Origin of the sequence: Idiomarina sp. ST10R2A5 (assembly GCF_051842325.1) — a bacterium.
GTDB lineage: Bacteria > Pseudomonadota > Gammaproteobacteria > Enterobacterales > Alteromonadaceae > Idiomarina > Idiomarina abyssalis.
Genome location: NZ_JBNIEX010000011.1, coordinates 51,803 through 74,490, shown reverse-complemented (window position 1 = coordinate 74,490; position 22,688 = coordinate 51,803). Strand labels below are relative to the sequence as shown.

Below are 22,688 nucleotides of genomic sequence, written 5' to 3'. Positions count from 1 at the left end.
GCAATAAGATGAAGACCTTTATTAAGTGGTTTATTTACTCAACTATTATGGTGGCAGCTTTCTGCCACCATGCTTTACAAGCTAAAGAGTATCAGGAGGAACTGGAAGGCGTATGGCGCGGAGAGCTTGTCCTTCAAGAAGGTGTTAGCATTACGCTTGGCATTCATATCAGTAACGGCCAGCTAACTCTCGATAGCCCGAATCAGGGCATGTTTGACCACCAACCCACGAAGTTTTCAGTTAAGGATAATAAGATAGAGTTCACCGATACAAGCCTCAGGGCCAGTTATCAGGGGGCTTTGAATGATGGTCAGTTAGAGGGCACATTCACACAAGGTAAAGAACGCAGTATTACCATGCATAAGCTAACTCAGGAAGACAAAGCCCGCCTTACCTACGAAGCAACCTACAAAGGTGACTTGCCCGTCAGTGAAAACTCGAGTTTACCCTTACAAGTGAATATTGCCGTTGTGCACGACGGGTATATTGCGACTTTAGACAGTCCGGCTCAGCAAAGCTTTGGTATACCTTTGACTGACGTTCATATTGATAACAACACACTCAGCTTTAAGTCGCCGATGATTCAGGCGAGCTTTAACGGGAAAAAGACAACAGAAGGCTACGAAGGAACTTTCAAACAGGGGCAGGAATTTCCTCTCACCTTCAAAAAAGCCGGTTCGGATGAGAAACAGGCCAGCACCCCGACACCCGAGTTGGGCGAGCACGGTGCAGCGGTTGCCATCATTGACCAAGATGAAATCAAAACGCAGTTTTATGGCGAGCATGACCATAATACACAATACGAAATTGGCTCGGTCACAAAAACCATGGTGGCTTATTTACTGGCCCATGCAGTAGTTAATGAGTCTACAACCCTTGATACCCCGGTCAACGAGTTTTGGCCGCAAGCACCCGATACAGTGACTCTGGGACAGCTTGCCACACACCACAGCGGGCTGCCCCGACTTCCTGAAAATTTATTAAGTAAGGCCGACCAGACAGACCCTTACGCTCATTATGGTCAGTCAGAATTGGAAAGTGCCTTGGCTGAGGTAGAGCCCGGTGCCAACAATTACGAATATTCCAACTTCGGGTATGGCTTACTGGCAGAGTCACTCGCTAAGAGTGCAGAAAAAGCTTTTCCTGAGCTGTTAAATGACGTTGTGTTTGAACCTTTCAGTATGCCGGATACTTATGTGGCAACCCGTAAAGAAAATACTTCAGGCTCCCTGTCAAAAGGGCATAATGTCTTGGGCGACGTAGTACCTCACTGGCATTTTCAATCTCTGGCCGGTGCCGGAGCTGTCGTTTCTACACTGAGTGATATGGCCAACTACACCAGAGCAATCATGCGAAAAAGTGCAGAAGGCGATACCACTGTAGAGCAATTACTTGCCCCACAAAAAAACATTGAAGGCTGCTGCCAGCAGGCTTTAGCCTGGCTTATTAGCGAAGACGAAAATGGTAAAGCCTACGCCTGGCACAACGGGCAAACAGCCGGGTTCAGTAGTTTTGTTGGCTTTTACCTCGATGGCTCAAGGGCTGTCGTTATGCTAAACGCACAATCGATAGCGGTAAATGATGAAGCCATTAAACGACTGACCCAGAATGCAGGAAGCCAATAAATTCAGACCACACCTTGCTCTATCATGGCGTCGGCAACTTTACGGAAACCCGCAATGTTTGCGCCAAGAACCAAGTTGGACGGGTGCCCGAAATCTTCTGCAGTGCGTTTTGCGTCCTGATAGATATTCCGCATAATGTCTTTGAGCTTTTCGTCCACTTCTTCAAAGTCCCAGCGCAGCATACTGGCATTTTGCACCATTTCTAACTGACTTGTTGCAACACCGCCGGCATTAGCGGCTTTCCCGGGGCCGTATGCGGCACCACTTTCAATAAAGAGATCAACTGCGGCCTGCGTTGAAGGCATGTTCGCGCCTTCTACAATACATTTACAGCCATTCTCCAAAAGTGACTGTGCATCTTTTTCGGTCAGCTCGTTCTGAGTTGCACAAGGGAAAGCTAAGTCGGCTTTATAACGCCAAACCGTATGACCGTCTTTGGGGTAATCGTCCCGGGGCGTATATTCGGCGTTCTTATGAGTTTCAAGATACTCTTCCAGCCGCCCCTTTTGTTCCTCTTTAATGCGCTTGACCAGGTCAAGATCAATACCTTGTTCATGATAAATGGTGCCGTTGGAATCACTACAGCTTACGGGCTTGGCTCCTAAGTCATACAGCTTTTCCATAGCGTATATAGCAACGTTACCAGAGCCAGAAATTAAACAACGCTTGCCTTCCAGCGAGTCACCTTTGTCATCCATCATGCACTGCGCAAAATAAACTGCACCGTACCCGGTGGCTTCTTTACGGACATGAGACCCACCCCACAGCAGACTTTTACCCGTAAGCACGCCGTCAAAGCGGTTTGCCAAACGCTTATACTGACCAAATAAGTAACCAATTTCGCGCGACCCCACGCCAATATCCCCGGCAGGCACATCCGTATTGGGTCCAATATGACGGTAAAGCTCGCTCATGAAAGACTGGCAGAACCGCATAATTTCAGCATCGGACTTTCCTTTCGGGTTAAAGTTGGCACCACCTTTACCGCCACCAATGGGTAGCCCGGTTAATGCATTCTTAAAAATTTGCTCAAACCCAAGGAATTTAATAATGCCGGCATTGACGCTTGGGTGAAAACGTAAACCACCTTTGTAGGGGCCTAGCGCCGAGTTAAACTCAATTCGATAGCCTTTATTCACCTGAATATTGCCGTCGTCATCCATCCAGGGAACCCGAAACATAATCTGCCGTTCAGGTTCAACCAAGCGTTCAATAATAGAATGCTCACGATATTTAGGCCGCTCTTCCAGAAGTGGCTCTATCGACTCCAGCACATCTTCTACCGCCTGATAGAACTCAACTTGAGCGGGGCTCGTTTGTTTTAATTTTTCAATGGTTTCTTTTATGTAGCTCATTGACCTACCTGTTATTGTGTACAGAGCATGATTTACGGTTTGCACCTACTAATAACGTATACCAGTGAGTTTAGATCGCCACTATTTTAAGACAACCCGGTTACGTCCCGACTTTTTAGCAGAGTACAGGTTCTCATCAGCGCGTTTTAATATGCTATCGGGTGTATCCCCGGGCTCTTTTAAAGTCGCTCCTAAACTGATCGTTATTTTTACGGTTTTTGCAGCATCTTTTTTTCCGCGAGCGTCCTTGCCTTTGCGTTTACTGTCAGGTCGCGAGGGTTCCCTTAATTTAAGCGGATAATTCGCCACTTTGCTGCGCACACTTTCTAATGTACTTTTCAATTTGTCCGGGTCGCTGTGAGAAAAAACCAGAGTGAACTCTTCGCCACCATAACGATACGCTTTAAAACCCCGATGATCTTTCAAAATACTGCCAAGCAACCTTAATACCTGATCACCAACCTCATGCCCGTAACGATCATTAAACTTCTTAAAGTAATCGACATCGAGCATGCACACAGCACTGCGCCTGCGTAAATGCTGCAATTGACTGACCAGTGCTCTGCGTTGCGGTAATCCAGTCAACTCGTCAATGTAAGCCAACTTCAACATCTGATCGGCCAATGCCAATAATAGGCCAATTACCGCCGCGACCGAGGCCCAGGTTGACGCATCCCGATGGTCAACAACCAGCAGAAAAACCATCAGTGCCAGCCATGAAGCCCACTGGCTCCAGGCAAAGGACGATGAGCCTTTATACAATAGGAAAGTTGCCCAACTTCCTCCCATTGCAACAATCCAAAGAAGCAAACCAACAGCAAGTCCAGTGTCTTCCCAGTCAGGCAGAGTCAGCAGTTCAACTGGGCTCAGGGTTGCAACTGAGTTAGCAACCGGCCCCAAAAGCAAAGCTAAGGGTAAAATTCCCACAACAATAAATAGAAGAACACCCTTTAGCGTCAGTAAGGTTGGCTGTTTTATAAAGGCTAATAACAGGGCACTGACCGATAACCAAACAGGCAATGCCTGATACAGTTGTGATACTTCTTTTTGCGCCAGTGGTTGCTGCAACCCCAGTTGAATCGTTGCATAACTACCTCCAACCCAGGCGCACCAATAAAACCAGTGCCATTGCCGGAAAAAGGCGGCCAGTAAAAACACAATACCCAGGCCCGCAGAAACGGCACCCGGCACCGGCAGCTGAATTTGCGTCAACCATTCAGGATAAAGCCAGGCAACCAAGGCCCAGAGAATTGCCGGTAATGCTGCAATAAATCCCAAATTCAACTCCCCGCAAGTAACCGATCTAAATGGTCAGCAAAATTTTTGCGATCAACGTTGGTTAAAGGCGGAGGGCCTCCCGACTGAATGCCGCTGCTTCGCATGGTGTCCATAAAGTCGCGTATATTGAGACGCTGACGAATATTGTCCGGCGTAAATAGTTCGCCTCGGGAGCTCAGAGCTTTTGCACCTTTCTCGATAACTTCTGCCGCCAGAGGAATGTCGCTGGTTATCACCAGGTCGCCGGCTTCACAGCGACGGACAATTTCATGATCAGCCACATCAAAACCACTGCCCACCTGAACCATATGGATAAACTTCGATTTTGGTGTCTGAATACGCTGGTTTGCGATTAAATAAAGGTGTAGCTGCTTACGCTGCGCCGCTCGAAAAAGAATCTCTCTTATAGCCAGTGGGCAGGCATCGGCATCAATAAATAAAGTCATTACTAATAATCCATGAGTCTATATTAGAGTAAATGGTTCTAAGCCTATTACCTTGTAATGCGTTTACTAAGCTACTATTTAGTTGTTACCAATAAAGGTTATCAACAATGACTCCAGGAGTAACTTTATGACATTACGTATTGGCGATACTGCACCAGACTTTACCATTGATACCACTCAGGGTTCGATAAAATTTCATGACTGGGCAAAGGGTTCCTGGGTGTTCTTCTTCAGTCACCCGGCTGACTACACCCCTGTTTGCACCACCGAAATGGGAAGAACAGCACAACTGGCCCCTGAGTTTGAAAAGCGCAATGTCAAACCGCTGGGACTCTCCACTGACACTGTTGAAGCGCACAAAGGCTGGATTGAGGATGTAAACGACACTCAAAGCACCGTCTTAGAGTTTCCTATTGTAGCGGATAAAGATCGTAAAGTTGCTGAACTCTACGACATGATCCACCCAAACGAGAGCGCAACCGCTACTGTACGTTCAGTTTTCATCATCGACCCCAACCAGAAAATTCGGCTTATCATGACTTATCCCATGACGGTAGGTCGTAACTTTAATGAAATTTTACGTGTTATTGATGCGCTGCAAACGACCGATCGCGAAGAAGTTGCCTGTCCGGCGGACTGGGTTCCTGGCGACTCAGTTATCATTCGCCCGACAGTAAGCGATGAAGACGCAAAACAGAAATTCCCGCAAGGTTGGAAAACGCTGCGCCCATACTTACGTCTGACCGATATCAAATAGCTTTAACTTTCGTTTTCGAGAGACTGCTGGCGTTCTGCCCACACGAGTAGTTCGCCCAGCGGCTTCGGTTTACAGAATAAAAAGCCCTGCATTAATGGACACCCGTGTTCGACCAGGTAGCGGTATTCGTTTTCAGTTTCGACACCCTCAGCAACTGTTTGTATACCGAGGTGCTCGACCATATTTAAGATGCCACCCGTTATTGCAGCGTTATGTCTGTTATGGTCAATGTTCTCAATAAAACTGCGATCAATCTTCAGTTTATTTACGGGCAGGACATTCAGGTAACGCAAACTGGCAAACCCGCTTCCAAAATCGTCAATAGCAACATCAAGGCCTAAATCGCGCAGGTGTTGTAAAAGTTCAGCAATACGCTGAGTGTCGTTAACCAGCACATTCTCTGTTATTTCAACGGTAATTTCACCCGGCTTTATATTAAATTCTTCGAGCACAGACTTGGTTTTACTAATAAAGTCGTCACGATAAAACTGAATGGGCGAAAAATTCACAGAAACAGTGTTAATACCGTAACGTTTCAGCTCACTTAAGTCTTGGCAGGCCTGTCTAAGAACCCATTCACTAATTTGGATGATCTGACCTGTACGCTCAGCAATCGGAATAAAGTCGGCTGGAGAAACGTAGCCTTTGGTTGGGTGGTGCCAGCGAATCAACGCTTCAGCCCCTGAAATTTGCCCTGTACTGGTCATGATGGGTTGATAAAACAGCTCAAATTGCTTCTTGGCCAGCGCTTCCTGAATTTGTGTCCGCAGAGCAACCTTGTAGCCCAGCCCCTCATCAAGCTTTTCGGAGTACCAACAAACTGCATTACCGCCGCGCTTCTTCGCTTCATACATTGCTACATCGGCGCGCTGAGTCAGTTCCATGGGATGCTTATATTGAATATCGTTTGCGGCAACGCCAATGGCTGCCGACAAGGAAACTTCAATCTCATCGATACGAAATGGTTCGTCGAAAATAGCTAATACTTCGGTACATAAAACATTAATCTGCTCTGCTGACCCCATGCTTTGGATAACAGCAACAAATTCATCTCCGCCAAAGCGGCAAATCAGGTTAGGTTCACGGATTACCTGCTGCAGACGCTGCGCAGTTTCAATTAACACCTCGTCACCAAGGTAGTGCCCTAAACTGTCATTTATCGGTTTAAACCCGTCCAAATCAATAAACAGCACAAAAACGGCTTGGTTCGTGTCATTGGATACTAACTGTTGTAGTCGCTCTTCCATTGCACTTCGGTTGGCTAACTGCGTTAGACTGTCATGTGAGGCATAAAAAGCTAAAGCATCCTCTCTTTGGACTCGTTCCGTAATATCGCTTTGTAACCCAATAAAATGCGTTACTTTATTATCCGGGCCCTTAACCGGTGCTATTAAGAGCTCATTCCAAAACATGCTTCCATCTTTGCGGTAGTTCCGAATAACACTTTTTATTTCCCGTTTTTCCTGCAAGGCTTTTCGAATCTCATTAATCACCTTTGGATCTGTGTCTGGGCCTTGCAGTATGTTGCAACTTATTCCCTTCATTTCGGTAAGAGAGTAACCGCTCATTTTCTCAAAAGCGGGGTTCACATAAAGAACCGGGAAACCTTTTTTATTGGCTTCGCTAATAACGACGCCATTAACACTGGCATGCACGCTACTTCGAAAAACTTTAAGTTTTGCCTCATTCGCCCGATGCTCAGTAACCTCTTTAGCGACACCATGCACCCCGGTAACTTCGCCATCAATAATAATTGGAATATTGGTTATTGATAAGTCATGCAATTGCCCCATTCTGTCCGCAACTTTAATTTCGTAAGACTGAGGGGTGCCCTTTTTTGCTGTTTCAAAGTACGTTAGCGTTCTTTCCCGCTCGGTTTCCGGAACCGCCAGCTCGTAATGCTGCCCCAGCAACTCTTCCTCACTAAGAAGTAAAAGCTCGCAACCTGCACGATTAACGCTGGTGAAGTTTCCGTTTAAATCCAGTGTAAAAACTGAATCGGGGTTGTATGTAAATAAGGAGCGTTGATGTTGCTCTAAACGAACCTGCGCTTTTCGTTGCTCTTCTTGCTCGAGGATTAAGGCAACTAAGTCGCGGTTACGTACAATCAGTTCCAGCTCACCCCCGGTTGGCACTCTCGGCTGGGCAAAGTAGATAGCGAAAGTTCCTATAACTTCACCCTCTGCAGCCCCAAAAATGGGGTGAGACCAACAAGCAGCTAAGCCGTACTGATTAATTAACGGCATGAACGCCTCAAAACGCTCATCGTTCCTCATATCGGCAGCCAGAACGGGTTCACCGATGGCGGCTGCGGTACCGCAGCCGCCTGAACCATCAGCAATTTTTAATCCATTTAATTCATTAGAAAAGGAGCGGGGTAATGAAGCTGAAGCAGCCGTTGATAAAGTTTTGTTGTCTTTATTTGCCACCATGATAGAACACATGGCGCCATCAATTTGAGATTCAATTAGGTGACAAATACCCAACAAGCGACTCTCAATATCCCGCTGCTGGGCCAGGGCATTAAACGTATTATAATGAGCCTGAATTAACTGATTTAATCCCTGGTACTTCTTATCCGCTCTTTTACGGACCACGCTGACAAAAACTGTCGCAGTAATCAGGAGCAGCACGACTCCTGTCGCTATTTGACTGTAACTGAGTAAGTTATCTTGCATTAGTCCGCTGCATAATTGTTCCTGGTTTATTTAATTCGCTGTACTCTTAGTCGACGATTTGAATCTTCTCGCCCGAAGAAAAAGGAATTCAACGCACCGCGTTCAATGTAATAGGTATCATCATCGTCCCAGGAAAAGTAACCCCGGCTATCGATTTGCTTCCAAACCTGACCATTAGTCAGCTCAATTTGCCATTTCTTGTAAGGGTCCTGCTTTTTGCTGGCAACTTCTACTTCTAACCTTTCAAGCGTATTATTTTGACTACCTTTGTGCTCCATACCAAAGTTCTGCTCTGCGGCATTGTCGCTCCGCTTGCCCCGTTGCTTAGCCTTAGCTTTCATCTCTTCGGCCTTGCTTTGTCCCCGGGCTTTCATCTCTTCCGCTTTAGCTCTACCTTTAGCTTTTTCGTCCTGAGGTTCACCTTGCTGACGCTTGGCTAAGTTGTCATAGCACACCAAGCGCTCCAGTGAGTCTTCAATCGCCGCGCATTCCTTCATTGTTTCCTGTTGCGCTCCGGCCGTACCGGCAATAATGAATAACGTTGCGCCTAGTAGTTTTCTATACATACATCCGTCCTGCTCTAATTTTTAATAACGTAAAGTAAGAGTATCGCCTTTCTGCATTAACTCAAATTCTTTCAATGCACTCATACCCAAAAGTATGACATCGCCGTCCATCCCGGGTGTAATTGAAGCAGCAACATTGCTCAACTGAATATCACCCAGCTGCAAACGATCAATTTCTGTACGGTATGTTATAACACGTCCATTGGCGGTTTGGGACATTCCCTGACGCCCCTTACGAAGTCCGAGCTTTTGCGCTAAACCTTCCGGAATAGCGACCAGGGTAGCTCCGGTATCTAATAAAAATGTCACCGACTGCCCGTTAACCTTTCCCCGGGCTACGTAATGGCCCATACGGTTTTGTTCCAGCACGACTGTGACCTGCCCATTGTCTACATGACTTTGAACCTGAGAGTTAGGATTAAACTGTTGCTGAAGCTTGTCTTCGAAAAACCAAACCAGCATAGCAATAGCAAGCCCCCATGCAATAAACATGAAAGGCTTACCGAATGAATTCGTTCGAGCCAAAAGGTCCCCCGCTAATCATTATTGTAGGGCAAGTCTTGCTTCTTAACTTCATCAGCTCTTTGCTGTCGCAGCCCAGAAACTTCTTCCACTGACCAACCCTGCAAATTATTCTCAATAAGCTGTGTCAGCGCAATAATATGATCACTTTCGGCATTTAGGGCTGAGATATACTCGTACCGTTCACCACCGCTTTCCATAAAGTATTCTCGGTTCTCCTCGCCAATTTCTTCAACCGTCTCTAAACAGTCTGAAGAAAAGCCCGGACAAAATACCTGAACAGACTTAATGCCTTTTCCGGGAAGCGCTTTCATGGTCATATCAGTATACGGTTGCAGCCACTCCTCGCGACCAAAACGCGACTGGAATGTGGTCAGGTACTCATCTTTTTTAAGCCCCAGGCGCTCAGCAAGCAAGCGTGAAGTTTTATAGCACTCACAATGGTAAGGGTCTCCATTTTTCAAGTAGCGTAACGGAATACCATGGTAAGAAAATAGTAACTTATCAGTGCGCCCATGCTGCTCCCAGTGTCTCTCAATGCGTTTTGCTGCCGCTTCAATAAAGGGAGGGAAGTCATGGTAATGAGTAATAAAACGCAGTTCAGGTAACCAGCGGCGTTTGGTGAAATCTTTTGCCAGAGCATCAAAAGTTGAGGCTGTGGTAGATGCTGAATATTGCGGGTATAACGGCAGAACCAGTAATTTCCGTACCCCTTTTTGCATCATATTCTCGACCACATCCCCCAATGCCGGATTCCCATAGCGCATGGCAAAGTCGACGACAATATTCTCGTCCCAGGTTTCTTTCAGTTTTTTCTCAATAGCAACGGCTTGATCCTGAGTATGAAAAAGCAACGGCGAGCCGCGTTCTGTCCAAACAGTTTCATAAGCCTCGGCTGAACGTTTCGGACGAAATCGAAGGATCACGCCATTTAATATGAAATACCAAAGCAGGCGCGGAACCTCAACCACCCTTGGGTCAGACAGGAACTCTTTTAAATAAGGCTTGAGTGCTCTCTTAGTCGGAGCCTCAGGAGTGCCTAAGTTAGTCACCAGCACCCCTATTTTATCTGCCTGTCCGTGAGAAAATGCAGGGCTTCCTCGATATTTCATTTTCAGTTACCTTTTAACAATACGCTTAATGCAAAGTTTACGTAAGTTTTAACGGCTTCGATCCCTATTTGCAAAGAAATAACGCTACACTAAACCGATAAATACTATCGAAATTAATAAATTGACGCGCCAATGACAGAAAACACAAAGACGCAGCAATGGTATCAGAAACTTGCCAGTTCCCCTCATGCTCTGGTACTTCTCTTTTTTCTTTCTGCTATGGAAGCAACCATACTCCCCATTGCTTTAGAGTTAGTATTAGTGCCTTACATGGTGCTTGAGCGCAAACGTATCTGGCTAGTAGCCTCGGTTGCTTTAGCTGGCTTCATGGCAGGTGCCGTTGGCGGTTACTACATTGGCTTTGCGCTGTTCGACACTGCGGGCGAATGGTTTATCAGCTACTTGTCCATTCAGGACTATTATCAGGAGTTTCAGGAAACACTAAAAGAAGACGGCTTTGTCGCTATTTTCTTAGTTGGTGTGACTCCGGTCCCCTTCCAGGTTGCCATGCTCGCTGCCGGAGCTGGCGACTACCCACTTTCTCTGTTTTTATTCGCCGCAGGTGCAGCGCGCGCTTTAAGATATTATGTATTAGCGCTTATCGTTTTGTGGTTAGGGCCTTATACTGAGCGCTTATGGGGTAAATACGCCGGTCCTGTTGGCTGGTCAATTCTGATTCTGGCAGGAACTATGTTATTACTCACGCAATTTCTGTAAGCATTTAGGGTACTAATGTTTTTACTTATTGTTTTTGCCATCATTGCGGTGGGTGTTTCGTTCGTTTGTTCGGTTTTAGAAGCGGCTCTTTTATCGGTTACGCCCAGTTATGTTGCACAATTAAAAGAGACCAGGCCTAAAACCCATCAACAATTACGCAAGCTAAAAGACTCTATTGATAAACCCCTCGCGGCTATACTAACACTCAATACGATAGCACATACAGCCGGTGCAGCCGGTGTTGGCGCTCAAGTCGGAGTGGTTTTTGGTGATGGCTACCTGGGTGTCGCTTCAGCCGTTATGACGCTGCTTATTTTGGTGTTATCTGAAATCATTCCTAAGACTATCGGGGCCAAGTTCTGGCGACCCATTGCACCTTCGCTTCCTCCCATACTTAACTTTATGATTTTATCACTTAAGCCTTTTATCTGGCTTTCTGATCAAATTACAAAACGTATTGGCAGCGGTGAAGCGGACATTGATGTTCGCTCGGAAATTAAGGCCATGGCAACTATTGGTCACGAAGAAGAAGCTTTAGACGATGACGAGCGCCGGGTAATCTTAAACATTCTTGATTTACATGAAATTCGCGTGCGCCAAGTTATGACGCCTCGCACAGTCTGCGAGTCGATTAACCCGAGTTTAAGTATGCTGGAAGTGAGCGAGAAGATCCGTAAGTTACCTTTTTCACGCTACCCGGTCATTGACAGTGAAGAGGAACCTCAGGGCATCATTTTCCGAAGTGATGTTTTAGATGCTGACGAGTCAGACGCATTAAGTGACATTGTCCGACCCGTGGAAATAGTAACAGAAACTGTGAGCGTGGAAGCGCTAATGAGTCATCTCATCAAAGAGCGCCAGCATCTTGCTTTGGTTTACGACGAACACGGCAGTTGGCTCGGGCTCATTACTCTGGAAGATATTATCGAAACCATACTGGGCACGCCCATAATGGATGAAACCGATAACATTGCCAGCTTACGCCGCTATGCTCGCCAACGCTGGGACAAAAGGCTCAAGCGCGACCCAAAGCAGGCGAAGAGCCAGCAAAGTAATGATTAACCGAAACAATTGGTCAAAGCGTTGGTTGGTGATTTTTTTCAACCAATGCAGACCAACCCAGGTACCAACAAAGCCGGCGGCAATCATTGCCAACACCAACGGCAGCCAATCCTGAAAAACAAAGCCTGCCATGCCAAAAACTAACGCTTTAGGGGCATGCTGCATGGTCATCACCGCAGAAAATGTCGCGACGGTTTGCAACCTTTCACTAAAACGAGCTTTTACAAAGGCCGCTACCAGCGGCCCCGACGCCCCGACAAATAGCGAAATAAAACCGGTTACCAAACCTCCGACAACTAAGCCTGCCCGGCCACGGAAGCTTTGCGGCAACTTAGGCCCCCAGGTCAGCCAGATTAAAAATAACGCGATGGTGATTTGCAAAAAATGCGTGGGAAGCTGAACCAGTAGTAGACTACCAATAAAGGTTCCCAGCAGACCAAAAGGGACAAACCAGGCAACGGTAGGCCAGTGAATGTGCTTCCACGACAACCCGGTACGGCCCACATTAGATCCCATTTGCACCAGTCCGTGTACCGGTATCACCGCGTTCCCCGGCAAGACTAATGCCATCATACCTATCAATACCGCACCACCACCTGCACCAGCTACAGCTGTCAGTAACGAGGTTGCGGCCGACAAAAGAACTAAACCAAAAAACAAAGCGTCGCTTACCATGGCTTTACTGCTCCCTGGGAACCTGATTTGCGCTGATCAGGATCAAAACGGTATAATCCGCGCGATTTATTGATCCGCAATTTAATTAATGGCTCCGGATTTACGTTCCGGACCGCTGAAAAAGGTAACATGATATGTATATTTGTGCGGCATTGTACAAGTTTGTTGAGCTCAATGACTATAAAGAGCTGCGTGAACCGCTGTATCAAACGCTTATTGCAAACGATGTAAAAGGCACTCTTTTGTTAGCCCGCGAGGGTATTAATGGCACTATCTGTGGTACTCGCGAGGGTATTGATAACGTGCTGGATTACTTGCGATCGGACGAACGTTTTGCGGATATTGAACACAAAGAGTCCCCCAGCGACGGCCAGGCTTTTTACCGCACCAAGGTTAAGCTTAAAAAAGAAATTGTGACTTTAGGCGTTGACTGGGTTGATCCCAAAAGCTCGGTTGGCACTTACGTTGACCCCGACAAATGGAATGACTTAATTGCCGACCCGGAAGTTCTGGTTATTGATACCCGCAATGAGTACGAATACGCGGTAGGTACGTTCGAAGGTGCTGTTAACCCCAAAACCGATACCTTCCGTGAGTTTCCTGAGTACGTTAAAGAGCACCTGAATCCGGAAAAACACAAAAAGGTCGCCATGTTTTGTACTGGCGGCATCCGCTGTGAAAAGTCGACCGCTTATCTTAAAGAACAAGGCTTTGACGAGGTCTACCACTTAAAGGGCGGCATTCTTAAGTATTTGGAAATGATGCCCGAAGAGAAAAGCAGCTGGAATGGCGAATGTTTTGTCTTCGACCAACGGGTTACTGTTAAGCATGGCCTGGAACCCGGTGAATACGACCAATGTTACGCCTGCCGTATGCCAATAACCAAAGAAGAAATGCAGTCAGAGCATTACCAGAAGGGTGTCAGCTGTCCGCATTGCTTTGATAAAACCACAGCCGAACAGAAAGAACGCTTTGCGGAGCGTGAACGTCAAATTCAACTGGCGAAAGCCCGCGGCGAGAAACACATTCGCGACGGTAAAGTCGAAAGCCTCAGTTGATCTGCCTCACTGCAACTCCGTAACCTTTATGTAAGCTATAGCTGACAGTTATCGATTTTAACTGTCAGCTATATCGGTTTTCATCGCTTTCTTTAACTCTATGATTCAACTATTGTTAAAGCATAACGATGACAAAGGAGGGTTTATGAAACAGTTAAGCGTTATTGGTTTAGACCAGAAAAAAGCAGAGAAGCTTGGCGACAAGTTGAATGAGTTGCTCTCAAACTACCAAGTTTTTTACATGAATGTTCGCGGCTTCCATTGGAACATTAAAGGCGAACGTTTCTTCGAATTGCACGCTAAGTTTGAAGAAACCTACGACGATCTACTGCTGAAAATTGATGAAATTGCAGAACGTATTCTGACTCTGGGTCAACGCCCTCAGCATGCTTACTCGACCTATATCAAAAACAGTGAAATAGAAGAAGTAAAAGACGTTCACGAAGGCCGTGCCTGTGTAGCTAATATTCTGGACAGCTATCAGACTACAATTCGCCTGCAACGTGAAATTCTTGAAATTTCTGACGAAGCTGGTGATGAAGGTACTAATGCACTAATGAGTGACTACATTAAAGAGCAAGAAAAAACAGCGTGGATGCTGACCTCTTATTTAGGTAACTAAACTGTCAGCTTAGCCAAATAAAAAACGCCCCTTTGAAAGGGGCGTTTTCGTTTCTATTGGTAGGCCATACAACACCTAGAACGTGTAGTTCAGACGTGCATAGTAATAACCACCATTGATACCAAACGGGAAGGTTTCCCAACCGTATTTAAAGCCGGCATCAGAGAATGGCGAGCCTGCACTGCCCCACTCATCCGGGTAAGTATCAAATAAGTTATTGGCACCAACTCGTACGTTCAGGTTACTGGTAAAGTCGTAACCAACAGAAAGGTCCGTTAACCACTTGCCGTCCCACTCATGACGAACACCCGTAAAAGCCTGGCCTTCAACGGGTCCAAAATAATTTAGAGCTAAGTTGACGTTCCAGGCATCTCGAGTCCAGTCACCACTTAATGTTGCTTTTTCACTCGGTTGTCCTTCTTCAAGACGCAAAATTTGGGTATCGTTAAAAATTTGCTCGCCCGGAATTAATGAAGACACCGAATTAACCTGTTCAACGTCAGTATTCATAAAGGTCATAGCGGCGGTTAAGTTCAGATTACCGTCCAGAAGCTCAGTTGGATATGAGGCAATGACATCTAAACCTGTTGTTTTTGTATCAACAGAGTTGGTAAAAAACTGAGCCGCACCAAGGTTATTATCCTCCAGGACCTGGCCAAACTCCGCACCGACACTGGCTGTTAAAGATTCCGACAAAACAATCCGATCATCGATATTAATTTGGTAGAAATCCATTGTTAGATCAAAGCCACTATCGAAGCGCTTAATTAAACCTAAACTAATACTCTCAGAAGTTTCTTCCTCGAGTGCGTTAATACCAAACTGACGCGCCACTTCATCATCATTAGCTATGGTTCCTGTTTCCACCAAGGTCCCATTAACAATATTTGTCGATACCTGACTGTAATAAATTTGCTGCACACCCGGCGCACGGAAGCCTGTCGCTACCGTTCCTCGAACAGAGAAGTCGCTATCGATGTCATAACGAGCAGAAAGCTTACCGGAGATGTTGTCACCCGCTATGTCGTAGTCTTCGTAACGCAACGCACCAGCTAACAAAAAGTCAGGAGTCACATAATATTCTGCATCGACATAAGCACCATAGCTGTCACGAGTTGCATCCACAGCCTGGCTTGGGCTAAAGCCCGGGAAGCCTTGTATACCAGCCTCTGCACCAGCTCCCGATGGGGTTACGATTTCCACACTGGGATCATTGGTCCGGCCATAAGCCCAGGAAACAGGATCACCCGGATTTATCTCATAACCATCCTGGCGCATTTCCAGCCCGAAAGCTAAATAAAGCAGTTCATTGTCTATATCAACGGTTCCGTTAAAGTCTAAATTGAACGTAGTTTGCTCAAACACTAACTCACCGTCGAAGGCTGACGTAGGGGTTTCACCGTAAATGCCACCATCTGGGTGAGGTTCATAGTACCAACTGACATTCGCTGAGTTCGATGAATTAAAGCCGAATTCATTTTTACCGTAGACAACGCTCGCATCCCATAACCAGGCATTCGGCAGATCACCTCGAATACCAACCGCCAGAGACTGGTCATCCGCCTCGGTTTCTAGTTTTGGTAAGAAGCCGTCCGGATAAATGGCTTCGATTGTTCTGGGGTGTCCTCTGCCACGGAAAAAGCCCGAAGACCCACCATCGCGAGTTGAAACACCACCGAAGGCATAGAGTTCTGTGCTGGAGTTCAAGTTAAAGCCGGAGTTAAACCAGGCGTATAAGTTTTCAGAGTCTGCGTCACCAATATGCAGGCGAACCACAGGGTCGCCACTGGGTGACGACCAGTCACCAATCAATGAGGCCTCAGCTGGTGCCGCACGATTTGTCATACCACGGTCACGGTATTCTAACGTTCCGTTGAAGAAGCCTTTATCAAACTCTTTACCAAAGTTGATACCAACGGTATTAACTTCGCCATCGCCTTCATAAGTTTGTCCAACTTCCGCTGAAATACTTCCGCCGTCAGAACTTTTCAGCGTAATGTTAATAACACCAGCTATCGCATCAGAACCGTACTGAGCGGCGGCTCCATCACGAAGAATTTCAACACGCTCAACCGCTGTAATAGGAATAGCGTTAATATCGTAACCAGCAGAGCCTTTACCAATCGTTTCCTGTACGTTCACAAGAGCTTGTTGGTGGCGACGCTTACCATTAACCAGCACCAATACCTGGTCAGGGTTAAGTCCCCGCAAAGTAGCCGGACGAATAATATCGGAGCCATCAGAGATAGTGGTACTGGAGAAGTTAAAAGACGGTGCACTCATTTGCAGAGCTTTACCTAATTCCGTTGCACCGGTATTCACCAGTTGCTCAGCGGAAATAATATCGATAGGCGATGCCGACTCAGTTGCTGTACGACCGTTCACTCGAGAACCCAGGGTAACAATGCGCTCCATCGATTCGTCTGATTCTGCATTAACGTCTGCCTGCTGTGCAAAACCGGTATTCGGAATTGCTAACGCGGCAGACAGTGAAAGGGCTAAATAACCCAGCTTGAAAGATGCTCTGCTCATAGTTCCGCCTTACTTTTGTTATTTTCGTTTTAAACGCGATTAGCCCTTTAACAATTACCGACATTTTTCTGGTTTGGGAATATATCAGATGACATAGATCAAAATTTCGTAAGGAAACTTGAAGATCTTGCTCACTGCTTTATATTGATAAGTTGTTAACACAACAAAAGGAAGACTTTATGACTCGTATCGTAGGTATTGTTCTATTAGTTGTTGGTGCTATTTTACTGTATTTTTCTTATGAAGCTTCTCAGTCTCTGGCTTCTGAAATGTCTGAAATGGCGACAAATGAGCCAACTGACAACACCATTTGGTATTTAATTGGTGGAGTTGCCGCTGTGATTGTTGGCCTCTACGCGGTAATTCGCGGAAAATAACGGATTCGGTTAGCCGGGCGTATCAACCTGATACGTCTGGCAATCGCAATGCTGTAAAGGTTGCAATAACACCTATAGCAGCCAGCACCCACAGTACCGCAGCTACGCCGTAAGCAGCATCAACCCAGCCCAACAATAAACCCGCTAAAAGCACAACACCCATTACTGTGTTAGATACGGCGGTCAATTGCGCTCTATTATCCTGAGTTGCCATATCCACTAAGTAAGTTTTTCGCCCAACTCTGGCGCCGTGGTGAGCCACCGCTGAACTGAACAACAAAGCAGCTGCCACCCATTGCATACCTAGCGCATCAGGGGCCCAATAATAAAGGGCTAAAGCTATGCCCATAACCAGGGTCGACATAACGGAAGCGGCAGCCATAACATGATGACTGGCGGAGTCAGACCAACGCCCCCAAAAACGCCCTGCCAGTAAACCGGCAAGCCCACTGGCCAGCATTAAGCTGCCTAAGCTTGTTAACTCGGCTTCGCCTTCTCGCTGTATTAAAACCACAATGTAAGGAATGGCGAAAGCAGCCGCTACCAATAACGCACGTGATACCACAAAATGACCAAACTGACGATTCTCCCAAAGCAGCGACATTGATTTTACTGCTTCGGTCAACGCATTGCCGCCGCCTTCTGTTGCCCCCGCAACTTCAGGGATCCCTGCATAAAGCAGTGCAGCAACCACCCATAACACAACTCCCGCTCCTAGAAGAACAACAAACAAAGGTCGCTGACCATCCATCTCCGGAGCAAAAATGATGACGAGTGCAGTGAGTAAGGTCAGCAGTCCGGCAGCCGAAGCCGCGACACCCGACATGCGCCCTCTGCGGGTTTTAGACACCGTTTTTCCAGTCACATCTTTGTTGGCTACCGAACAAATTCCTCGTGACAAACTGAACAGCGCCAGCAATATAACAACCGACCAGCCCAGCATATCGCCATCTAAGGTCGCTACTGCAAACAACATGGCCAACAGGGACAGTGCCTGACCGATACTACCGGCAACCCAGAACCATTTGCGTACCGGTTGTTCACGAAGCTTTTGAGCAACAAAAAGCTGAGGTAATAGAGCTAATGATTCACGTAGTGGTACCAGCGCACTAATGAATATAGCAGGGGCTCCGAGCGAACTCAGCATCCACGGCAGTACCAAACGGGCGCTGACCAAGCTATCGCCCAACTTTGTTAACATTAACGATAGCAACATTAAAACAAACGAGCGAGGCTGCTCATTACAGGCTGATTCAGGAATGTCTTTACATACACGGGCATCTTCGTCTTCAGCTAAATAACCGTACACGCGTTCCGTCAGTTTTCTATCCGTCATGGCAGTGTGTTCACATTAAGAGGTATGTCGGAACAAATGCTGCCACACTTTGTTCAGCCATTCCACAAACTCACACCATTGTGACAAACGTTGTCGATCAACCTGGTAGTGAGTTCGTTTTTCATAATCAGAAATTAAACGCTCGACCATTTCACTATTTAGCCGGTTAATTTTTATGGTACTGGCAATATCAAACAGCGGATTTCCTATGCCCGCATATTCCCAGTCAATGATTCTCATTGGGTCGGTCATCAAAATATGGTTCATCGATAAGTCATTGTGACACAACACAGGAAAACTGAGCCAGTCGTCAATAACTGAGGCAATAGGTTTTAGCTGCTGCCGCATAACGGTTACAGAGGGTGCGTCAAAAGCTTGCAGTTGCTGCAAGTAATGCTCAATCCGATCCGCCATTGACCAGGTTGGAACATCAACGCGCACGGAGTGAATTTTGGCCAGTGTCTCAGCCAGCACTGTGGCTTTAATTAACGGAGATAAAGTGACCTGCTCTAGCGAAGGGGCTTTGTAATAAGGTTGCAATAGCCAACCTTGCCCAGTGTGGTAATCCAATACTTCCGGCGCTAAAGAAAGCTTGGCCAGCTGCTGCTGAAGCGATACTTCCCGCTCTCTGTCAACCGCAAATACTTCTTCATTCCGCCAACGTTTCAATACGTAGTCGTCAGTGTCCGTTATTAAGCGTAAGGCCTGATTGGACTGCCCGGACGCTAAAAGCTGTATTTCTTCTGGCTTATCTATCACCCAATTTCGCCCACGGACTTTAACTGAGTGTCATGGCGCCAGCGCCACATGGCGTAAACAACCAGAATAAGGTAAACAACAAAAAGCAAAGCAGTAGCAACAAAGCCTTTGCTGGCGTACAAATAAACGTAAACACTGTCTATGACCAGCCAGTACCACCAGGTTTCATACGCCTTCTTGGTTACCAACCAAGTAGCTAACAAACTGAAGACCGTTGTATAAGTGTCTAGCCACACTGCGTCCGCGTCTGTGTAGACCGACAACAAATAAGCAATTAAAGCGGCCAGGGGAACTAACCACGCCCATTGTATAAGGTGCCATCGCAGCGGATACTTTGCACCGTCAGGACTCTCTTTTGCGGCGCTTTGCTGACGTTGCCATTGCCACCAGCCATATCCGGCCAAAGCAATGTATATAGTCTGCAGCAAAGACTCCATATACAACCGGCCCTGCCAAAACAATACGGCGTAAATAGTACAGCTGACCGCGGCAGCAGCCCAACACCATTGTCGTTGATGCGCGGCCAGTACGAGATAGCCAAGCGCCAGAACTAAAGCGGTCAGTTCCCAGGGGGAGCTGACCATTAGCTGTTCAAGCCAGAACTCGAGCGAAGACTCAAGCATTCTCCGGCCTTAAATCCTTATTAATAAACTTACAAACCAGAACATTCGAAGGCACATTTTGAAAAAGCAGTTCCATTTCTTCACCTAAAATACGCATAACGTCCTGCATCTCACCAAAGACTTGGGTGCTCATCGTATTGGTCAGAACCGTTAACTCTGAATGCTGGTTTAAGCGCTCAATAAAGTCTTTTATGGTATCCAGATAGTTGTCAGCTAAAGGATACAACGACATTTCCACTGAAACTTGCATGTTACCCTCCTTTAAAACGACTTACTGACAGTAACCCCAAAGCGACGAGGCTCACCATACTGCACGTAAGTTTCGGGGATGTACTCTTTACGTGGGTCATTACCAAAATAGAAGCCACGAATTTGATAGTCTTCATCTGCTAAATTACGACCCCAGAAACTGATACGCCAGTCTTGGTAATGATAGTTCAACGCAAGGTGCAATACTGCCATGCTATCGGCTTTTTGGTTATGCGAATCGGAGAAATAGAATTCATCTTTGCCGTCGGCCTGAATCACCCACTGGAAGTTCTCGCCGACCCAGCCCTCAAGGCCAATATTAAACTGGTAGTTAGGTGCTTGCGCCTGTTCACGGCCCGTCATGTCCATACCGTCTTCCGTGACAAAACCGTCAATTTCGGTTTTTAACCAACTGGCGGAAGCGAAAACAGCCAGCCAGTCAGTAAACTGATTTCGAATTTCTGCTTCCAGGCCATAACCCGTGCCTTCCGCTGCATTTTCGATATAACCGACAAAAGACTGATCGCGATTCACCCAACCTTTTAGCTGAACATCGTCGCGCCAGTGGTAAAACGCGCTAACCCGTGAAGTTAAACGGCCATCGGGGCTACTACCTTTAACACCTAACTCAGTACTCCAGAGAATTTCAGGCGCGAAAGTTGCTCGTTCTAATAGATAGTTTTCTAATTCTTCCAGTCCCTGATCTTCAGCTTTACCCAGGGCTTCCCCGTTAACACCTCCGGCTTTATAACCTCGAGCTACTGTTGCGTACAGGTAACTCTCATCGGAAGCTTGGTAGCGCAGACTGAAATTCCCGCCAACCATAGTGTCTTCTGGTTCTGCCGTGACGCCCCGACTGTCCAGATAGTCATTGTTATAACGCTCAACCCGCAAACCGGTAATGGTGCTAACACGGTCAGTCCAGTGTTGAGTCAACTCGCCGTACAACGCACCGTGCTTGCTGTCATAATCGCTTTCAAAAATGGCCGGCACGCCTAAATCCCAATTAAAGTAATCGCGGGTTAACTGTACCGACTTATCGTAGTAATACAGGCCCAGGACCCATTCACTGTCAATGCCAAAAAGAGCTTCAGGATCATCTGAAAGCCAGCGAACTTCGGCAGTTTTGTCGTCACGTTCACGGAAGTACGCGTCAAAAGAAGAATATTCCCAGCCCGGAGCGATACCTTCGTAAGTCCAGTCTTCATCGTAGGCATAACCCGTGTCTGCATCTAGCTGGTTAACGGACATTTCCAGTCTGCTGTTATCAAAGCCCAGGTAACTCAACTGCAAACGCAGCGCCTGACTTTCTAAACGGTCAAAACCCGGCTCATCAGACAGAGTCTCGCGCGTGTTATCCAGACTGAAAGCGTCGTAACCATTATCGACATCGTTATAATGCAGAACCGTCTGCAGTAACCAGTCTTTGCTAAGCTCAGTATCGAGCAGTAAGCGGGCACTTAACTCATCGCGCTGTTCAGTGTCATCCCTATCCAGGTATGTATTTTCCATATAGCCGTCTTGTCGAAACTGACTGACTGAGAAACGCACGTTACCCAATACTCCCAGGCTACCGCCCATGGCTAAACCACCCATGGCTTCAGAATAATTTCCCGCCGATAACTGAAACTCACCGTTAAAATCGCTGCTCGGTGCCGTGCTATCAAGCAACAGTAAGCCTGCCATCGCATTCACCCCAAAGCGACCACTTTGCGGACCACGGAAAACTTCGACCTGATTAATATCGAAAAGCGACGCGGCACTGCCTAGTCCGCTGTAATCAATGCCATCAATCAATAAGCCGACAGACGGTGTCACCGGATCAACAAACTGAGAACGCTCGCCAATACCACGAATTTGAATGAAACGAGCCGTGGAGGTACCACCTGAGAAGTTTACGTTGGCAAAGCTATTCAGGGTGTCCTGCAAATGCTGAGAATGACGCTGCTGCATGGCGTCTTTATCGATAATAGAAACACTGCTGGTGGTTTCATTTAAGGTACGGCGGTGAAAGTCACCACTCACTTCAATAATTTCTATGTCTTGCGTATCTTGAGTGTCTTCTGCAACATCAGCAAACACAGGTGACGTGAATAACGCAATAGTTATGCTGGCTGCCAGGTATGAATGGATTATTTTCATGGATCATTTCCTCAAAACAACAGAGTCAGAAACGATCCGGTAAGGCTGTATTAGACGGGTTTTCTACCATCCCTACGCCAGTATTAACCGGATCAGGTTTTAAGGGTTCGCTAATGCATCTCAGCCGTTGCCGGCACCCCTTGGTAAAGCGGCGTCAGTATAACGCAGCTTATTCGTTAAACAAATTTACTTTCAGT

21 protein-coding genes and 1 riboswitch are annotated in these 22,688 nt (G+C 46.7%); of the genes, 7 read left to right on the top strand and 14 right to left on the bottom strand.

Annotated elements, in window-relative coordinates; all coding sequences use genetic code 11:
* Positions 1-8: 8 nt before the first annotated feature.
* Positions 9-1,625 carry a serine hydrolase domain-containing protein gene (locus tag ACP7FG_RS12165; protein ID WP_439226532.1) on the top strand — a complete coding sequence of 539 codons (1,617 nt, stop codon included), beginning with the start codon at positions 9-11 and terminating at the stop codon, positions 1,623-1,625.
* Between the two features lie 2 nt (positions 1,626-1,627).
* On the opposite strand, the gene gdhA is transcribed toward ACP7FG_RS12165, so the two are convergent.
* The 3 genes from gdhA to ACP7FG_RS12150 all read right to left on the bottom strand — a co-directional run bounded on the left by gdhA (position 1,628) and on the right by ACP7FG_RS12150 (position 4,704).
* Positions 1,628-2,980, bottom strand: a complete 1,353-nt coding sequence (gene gdhA, locus ACP7FG_RS12160) for an NADP-specific glutamate dehydrogenase (RefSeq protein ID WP_439226531.1) — start codon at positions 2,978-2,980, stop codon at positions 1,628-1,630.
* 81 nt (positions 2,981-3,061) lie between these two features.
* Positions 3,062-4,258 carry a diguanylate cyclase gene (locus ACP7FG_RS12155; protein ID WP_439226530.1) on the bottom strand — a complete coding sequence of 399 codons (1,197 nt, stop codon included), beginning with the start codon at positions 4,256-4,258 and terminating at the stop codon, positions 3,062-3,064.
* Positions 4,259-4,260: 2 nt separating this feature from the next.
* Positions 4,261-4,704, bottom strand: coding sequence for a YaiI/YqxD family protein (locus ACP7FG_RS12150; RefSeq protein ID WP_054490176.1), 444 nt, complete (start codon positions 4,702-4,704; stop codon positions 4,261-4,263).
* Between the two features lie 127 nt (positions 4,705-4,831).
* Here ACP7FG_RS12150 and ACP7FG_RS12145 point away from each other — a divergent pair, with 127 nt between their 5' ends.
* The gene (locus tag ACP7FG_RS12145) at positions 4,832-5,461 is read left to right on the top strand and encodes a peroxiredoxin (protein ID WP_199493814.1); all 630 of its coding nucleotides are present in this window, start codon (positions 4,832-4,834) and stop codon (positions 5,459-5,461) included.
* 2 nt (positions 5,462-5,463) lie between these two features.
* Here the strand turns inward: ACP7FG_RS12145 and ACP7FG_RS12140 are convergent, their stop codons facing one another.
* From ACP7FG_RS12140 to hemH, 4 genes are read right to left on the bottom strand one after another with little or no spacing between them, the layout of a single operon-like run.
* On the bottom strand, positions 5,464-8,139 hold the full coding sequence (locus ACP7FG_RS12140) for an EAL domain-containing protein (protein WP_439226528.1): 2,676 nt from the start codon (positions 8,137-8,139) through the stop codon (positions 5,464-5,466).
* A 26-nt stretch (positions 8,140-8,165) separates the two neighbouring features.
* Complete coding sequence (locus tag ACP7FG_RS12135) at positions 8,166-8,705, bottom strand: hypothetical protein (RefSeq protein ID WP_199493812.1); 540 nt, start codon at positions 8,703-8,705, stop codon at positions 8,166-8,168.
* A gap of 21 nt (positions 8,706-8,726) precedes the next feature.
* Positions 8,727-9,197 (bottom strand): retropepsin-like aspartic protease family protein, encoded by a 471-nt coding sequence (locus tag ACP7FG_RS12130; RefSeq protein ID WP_244994784.1) that lies wholly within the window; start codon positions 9,195-9,197, stop codon positions 8,727-8,729.
* Positions 9,198-9,241: 44 nt separating this feature from the next.
* Positions 9,242-10,339, bottom strand: a complete 1,098-nt coding sequence (hemH, locus tag ACP7FG_RS12125) for a ferrochelatase (protein ID WP_439226527.1) — start codon at positions 10,337-10,339, stop codon at positions 9,242-9,244.
* Between the two features lie 132 nt (positions 10,340-10,471).
* Here hemH and ACP7FG_RS12120 point away from each other — a divergent pair, with 132 nt between their 5' ends.
* Together ACP7FG_RS12120 and ACP7FG_RS12115 are read left to right on the top strand one after the other, a co-directional pair.
* On the top strand, positions 10,472-11,056 hold the full coding sequence (locus ACP7FG_RS12120; protein WP_439226525.1) for a YqaA family protein: 585 nt from the start codon (positions 10,472-10,474) through the stop codon (positions 11,054-11,056).
* Between the two features lie 15 nt (positions 11,057-11,071).
* Positions 11,072-12,118, top strand: coding sequence for a CNNM domain-containing protein (locus ACP7FG_RS12115; RefSeq protein ID WP_439226524.1), 1,047 nt, complete (start codon positions 11,072-11,074; stop codon positions 12,116-12,118).
* Here ACP7FG_RS12115 and ACP7FG_RS12110 read toward each other — a convergent pair.
* Complete coding sequence (locus tag ACP7FG_RS12110) at positions 12,035-12,793, bottom strand: sulfite exporter TauE/SafE family protein (protein WP_439226523.1); 759 nt, start codon at positions 12,791-12,793, stop codon at positions 12,035-12,037. The genes ACP7FG_RS12115 and ACP7FG_RS12110 overlap by 84 nt on opposite strands.
* Before the next feature lie 134 nt (positions 12,794-12,927).
* On the opposite strand from ACP7FG_RS12110, the gene trhO reads away from it, so the two are divergent.
* The gene (trhO, locus tag ACP7FG_RS12105; protein ID WP_199493809.1) at positions 12,928-13,851 is read left to right on the top strand and encodes an oxygen-dependent tRNA uridine(34) hydroxylase TrhO; all 924 of its coding nucleotides are present in this window, start codon (positions 12,928-12,930) and stop codon (positions 13,849-13,851) included.
* A 145-nt stretch (positions 13,852-13,996) separates the two neighbouring features.
* Positions 13,997-14,473 carry a Dps family protein gene (locus ACP7FG_RS12100; RefSeq protein WP_054490152.1) on the top strand — a complete coding sequence of 159 codons (477 nt, stop codon included), beginning with the start codon at positions 13,997-13,999 and terminating at the stop codon, positions 14,471-14,473.
* 75 nt (positions 14,474-14,548) lie between these two features.
* Here ACP7FG_RS12100 and ACP7FG_RS12095 read toward each other — a convergent pair whose 3' ends face one another.
* Positions 14,549-17,005 (bottom strand): TonB-dependent receptor plug domain-containing protein, encoded by a 2,457-nt coding sequence (locus ACP7FG_RS12095; RefSeq protein WP_439226521.1) that lies wholly within the window; start codon positions 17,003-17,005, stop codon positions 14,549-14,551.
* A gap of 179 nt (positions 17,006-17,184) precedes the next feature.
* On the opposite strand from ACP7FG_RS12095, the gene ACP7FG_RS12090 reads away from it, so the two are divergent.
* Positions 17,185-17,382 (top strand): DUF3185 family protein, encoded by a 198-nt coding sequence (locus ACP7FG_RS12090; RefSeq protein ID WP_054490148.1) that lies wholly within the window; start codon positions 17,185-17,187, stop codon positions 17,380-17,382.
* 22 nt (positions 17,383-17,404) lie between these two features.
* Here ACP7FG_RS12090 and ACP7FG_RS12085 read toward each other — a convergent pair whose 3' ends face one another.
* From ACP7FG_RS12085 to ACP7FG_RS12065, 5 genes are read right to left on the bottom strand one after another with little or no spacing between them, the layout of a single operon-like run.
* Entirely contained in the window at positions 17,405-18,718 is a 1,314-nt protein-coding gene (locus tag ACP7FG_RS12085) for an MFS transporter (protein ID WP_439226520.1), read from the bottom strand.
* Between the two features lie 15 nt (positions 18,719-18,733).
* Positions 18,734-19,477 (bottom strand): phosphotransferase, encoded by a 744-nt coding sequence (locus ACP7FG_RS12080; protein ID WP_439226519.1) that lies wholly within the window; start codon positions 19,475-19,477, stop codon positions 18,734-18,736.
* Positions 19,474-20,100 carry a nicotinamide riboside transporter PnuC gene (gene pnuC / locus ACP7FG_RS12075; protein WP_054490142.1) on the bottom strand — a complete coding sequence of 209 codons (627 nt, stop codon included), beginning with the start codon at positions 20,098-20,100 and terminating at the stop codon, positions 19,474-19,476. Before pnuC ends, ACP7FG_RS12080 begins: the two co-directional genes overlap by 4 nt.
* On the bottom strand, positions 20,093-20,350 hold the full coding sequence (locus ACP7FG_RS12070; RefSeq protein WP_054490141.1) for a YkoF family thiamine/hydroxymethylpyrimidine-binding protein: 258 nt from the start codon (positions 20,348-20,350) through the stop codon (positions 20,093-20,095). Before ACP7FG_RS12070 ends, pnuC begins: the two co-directional genes overlap by 8 nt.
* 11 nt (positions 20,351-20,361) lie before the next feature.
* A complete protein-coding gene (locus ACP7FG_RS12065; protein WP_439226518.1) occupies positions 20,362-22,491 on the bottom strand; it encodes a TonB-dependent receptor in 2,130 nt (709 codons plus the stop codon).
* 52 nt (positions 22,492-22,543) lie between these two features.
* Positions 22,544-22,642, bottom strand: a riboswitch (TPP riboswitch).
* Between the last annotated feature and the right edge of the window lie 46 nt (positions 22,643-22,688).

What these genes read in the sequence shown, in the direction of transcription:
- ACP7FG_RS12120 (WP_439226525.1), top strand. Translation starts at nt 10,472, where the DNA reads ATGACAGAAAACACAAAGACGCAGCAATGGTATCAGAAACTTGCCAGT.
- ACP7FG_RS12130 (WP_244994784.1), bottom strand. Translation starts at nt 9,197, where the DNA reads ATGTTTATTGCATGGGGGCTTGCTATTGCTATGCTGGTTTGGTTTTTC.
- hemH (WP_439226527.1), bottom strand. Translation starts at nt 10,339, where the DNA reads ATGAAATATCGAGGAAGCCCTGCATTTTCTCACGGACAGGCAGATAAA.
- ACP7FG_RS12115 (WP_439226524.1), top strand. Translation starts at nt 11,072, where the DNA reads ATGTTTTTACTTATTGTTTTTGCCATCATTGCGGTGGGTGTTTCGTTC.
- ACP7FG_RS12140 (WP_439226528.1), bottom strand. Translation starts at nt 8,139, where the DNA reads ATGCAAGATAACTTACTCAGTTACAGTCAAATAGCGACAGGAGTCGTG.
- ACP7FG_RS12095 (WP_439226521.1), bottom strand. Translation starts at nt 17,005, where the DNA reads ATGAGCAGAGCATCTTTCAAGCTGGGTTATTTAGCCCTTTCACTGTCT.
- ACP7FG_RS12085 (WP_439226520.1), bottom strand. Translation starts at nt 18,718, where the DNA reads ATGACGGATAGAAAACTGACGGAACGCGTGTACGGTTATTTAGCTGAA.
- gdhA (WP_439226531.1), bottom strand. Translation starts at nt 2,980, where the DNA reads ATGAGCTACATAAAAGAAACCATTGAAAAATTAAAACAAACGAGCCCC.
- ACP7FG_RS12135 (WP_199493812.1), bottom strand. Translation starts at nt 8,705, where the DNA reads ATGTATAGAAAACTACTAGGCGCAACGTTATTCATTATTGCCGGTACG.
- trhO (WP_199493809.1), top strand. Translation starts at nt 12,928, where the DNA reads ATGTATATTTGTGCGGCATTGTACAAGTTTGTTGAGCTCAATGACTAT.
- ACP7FG_RS12070 (WP_054490141.1), bottom strand. Translation starts at nt 20,350, where the DNA reads ATGCAAGTTTCAGTGGAAATGTCGTTGTATCCTTTAGCTGACAACTAT.
- ACP7FG_RS12145 (WP_199493814.1), top strand. Translation starts at nt 4,832, where the DNA reads ATGACATTACGTATTGGCGATACTGCACCAGACTTTACCATTGATACC.
- ACP7FG_RS12150 (WP_054490176.1), bottom strand. Translation starts at nt 4,704, where the DNA reads ATGACTTTATTTATTGATGCCGATGCCTGCCCACTGGCTATAAGAGAG.
- ACP7FG_RS12090 (WP_054490148.1), top strand. Translation starts at nt 17,185, where the DNA reads ATGACTCGTATCGTAGGTATTGTTCTATTAGTTGTTGGTGCTATTTTA.
- ACP7FG_RS12100 (WP_054490152.1), top strand. Translation starts at nt 13,997, where the DNA reads ATGAAACAGTTAAGCGTTATTGGTTTAGACCAGAAAAAAGCAGAGAAG.
- ACP7FG_RS12065 (WP_439226518.1), bottom strand. Translation starts at nt 22,491, where the DNA reads ATGAAAATAATCCATTCATACCTGGCAGCCAGCATAACTATTGCGTTA.
- pnuC (WP_054490142.1), bottom strand. Translation starts at nt 20,100, where the DNA reads ATGCTTGAGTCTTCGCTCGAGTTCTGGCTTGAACAGCTAATGGTCAGC.
- ACP7FG_RS12110 (WP_439226523.1), bottom strand. Translation starts at nt 12,793, where the DNA reads ATGGTAAGCGACGCTTTGTTTTTTGGTTTAGTTCTTTTGTCGGCCGCA.
- ACP7FG_RS12165 (WP_439226532.1), top strand. Translation starts at nt 9, where the DNA reads ATGAAGACCTTTATTAAGTGGTTTATTTACTCAACTATTATGGTGGCA.